Origin of the sequence: uncultured Maribacter sp., assembly GCF_947500405.1 — a bacterium.
Lineage (GTDB): Bacteria > Bacteroidota > Bacteroidia > Flavobacteriales > Flavobacteriaceae > Maribacter_B.
This window is the reverse complement of sequence record NZ_CANMRY010000032.1, coordinates 1-2,010: the sequence shown is the minus strand read 5'-3', so window position 1 is coordinate 2,010 and position 2,010 is coordinate 1. Positions and strand designations below refer to the sequence as shown.

The following is a 2,010-nucleotide window of genomic DNA, read 5'->3' as shown; positions in this document are numbered from 1 at the left end:
TCTCAAGACCCCATTGGGCTGGCAGGTGGGAATCCTAATATTTATGCGCATGTTCACGATACTAATACTTGGGTAGATTTGTTTGGCTTAATGCCTTTTTGGAAACCATTGAAACCAACAGGTATGGGGCATCATCCAATTCCTCGAACACATGCTAACTCCACTGGAATGCCAAAATTAGGAACTAAATACGATTCTCCAAGTTGGTATCCTAATGAAGTTGAAGGTTCTGACATTCTTCATAAAGACGCTCACCAATCACTCAAAGATAATGGTGTTCCTTTTAATCAAAAATACGATGGAGATGCAGATAGTTTAATTAAAAAAACTAAAAAATCTTATAAAAAGTTTCCGCAAAAAGGAACTTTAAAAATTCCTAGAAGTGGAGAAGTAATTGCTGAGAATGTTACTTTATCACAATCTGTTGATGAATCTGTAAAATGGAATAAAAAAGGTTGTCACTAATATGAAAAAATTCAATATTTCTCTAGAATTTCAAGGTCTATGCATATTTGACCCTGTAGTTTTAAATAATTTTATAATTAGTAATAAAATTACTACTAATGAGGTTTTTGATTATTTTGTTAAAAATCCAAAAATTGGAAAAAAAGCAATCAATGAAGGCGTAATAATTCCCATATATTCAATACCTGAACTAGATTATAAAATAATTTGTTCTGAAGATAGTAATTACATCCCTTTTGAATGGCAATTATTTAATATAGATAATTTTGGCTTAAAAGTAGAAAGTAACATTATTATTATTTCTGATATTTATACTATTGTCTCTTGGGATGAACCTGATTTTTTCTTAAACTATAAAGAGAATTATAGAAATAAGTCTGGTTCTAATGATTACTATGAGCTAGATAATGGCTTATATAATATAAATATTATAGGATATAGAGAAACAGTAAATAAATCCCCTTTTGATTTAGAGTTTGGATACCAATTAATGTTTAATAAAACAAAAAAATTAAACGTGAATATTGATAATAACGATATTGATGAAATAAATTACAACGTAGCTCCAGAAGCATTATTATAAATCAATTTTACTTTACAAATCTTACAATTTCGTAGTAAATTATGATTACTAAAAATAATAAGCCACAGTTTTAAAGCTGTGGTTTTTTAGTGATTTTAAAATCTTGGTAAAAGAACTTAGCAAATGGTAAAGCTCCCAAAGCCAAAACAAGAAATAATATAAAATTACCGTAAGCACCCCATAGTGTCTCCCCTTTATTAAAAGCCAAAGGAGAAAGAGCTAGCATAACAAAAAACAAAAAAACCATAGCGAAAACAAAAACAAGTGGCAGATACTTCCAAACAGTAAGCAACAAGCTTTTTACTTGTTTTGGGTTTTTGTATAAATCAAATGCAAACCTCAAAATATTAATCAATAAATTAAAATCCTGTTTATCCATAACAAATAGTTTTTAAGCAGAGAACGCTTGTTTAGTTTTAAAGTTTTGAATGTAGGTATCTATTAAATTAAAAAGTACACTTTGAGTACTCTCGTCTAAGCTCTGAATATCCTGAATACGTTGTAATGTTTTTTTATCAAAAGAAACATTCTGCCCTTCTCCCACCAAATAATCCAAACTTACCCCAAAAGCATCTGCTATCTTTTTAGCCACCTCAATAGACGGTGTTGCATCTCCTCTTTCATATTTACCAACCATTACTTGCGAAATATCTGTTTTATTAGCCAAGTCTGCCTGTGACCAATTTCTTTGCTTGCGTAATGCAATAATAATTTTACTTGTATTCATAATTACAGGACATTTATAACAACCATAGTTCTTGAATAACACAAAAATATAGAATTAAAAGCAATATTTAATCCCCATAGTTTTTGGAAGTATCAAAATTATAAGGTAGATTTGTGTCTAATAGTTTTATTTCATTTTTTTCACTTGAACACCAAAACCTATGAAACCACTACGCCATTACCATGAAGAACATGTTATGCTTTTAAACACCAAAGCCCTTTTTAAACTATTACAA

At 29.5% G+C, this 2,010-nt stretch carries 3 protein-coding genes and 1 pseudogene; 2 read left to right on the top strand and 2 right to left on the bottom strand.

What is annotated here, in order from left to right:
* Together Q0945_RS15780 and Q0945_RS15775 are read left to right on the top strand one after the other, a co-directional pair.
* Positions 1–465, top strand: a pseudogene (locus Q0945_RS15780) (hypothetical protein); the annotation flags it as partial.
* Position 466: 1 nt separating this feature from the next.
* On the top strand, positions 467–1,048 hold the full coding sequence (locus Q0945_RS15775; RefSeq protein ID WP_299436555.1) for a hypothetical protein: 582 nt from the start codon (positions 467–469) through the stop codon (positions 1,046–1,048).
* 70 nt (positions 1,049–1,118) lie between these two features.
* Here the strand turns inward: Q0945_RS15775 and Q0945_RS15770 are convergent, their stop codons facing one another.
* Together Q0945_RS15770 and Q0945_RS15765 are read right to left on the bottom strand one after the other, a co-directional pair.
* Positions 1,119–1,427: a hypothetical protein gene (locus tag Q0945_RS15770; protein WP_299436552.1), complete on the bottom strand. Its 309-nt coding sequence runs from the start codon at positions 1,425–1,427 to the stop codon at positions 1,119–1,121.
* 12 nt (positions 1,428–1,439) lie between these two features.
* On the bottom strand, positions 1,440–1,775 hold the full coding sequence (locus Q0945_RS15765; protein ID WP_299436549.1) for a helix-turn-helix transcriptional regulator: 336 nt from the start codon (positions 1,773–1,775) through the stop codon (positions 1,440–1,442).
* Positions 1,776–2,010 lie beyond the last annotated feature (235 nt).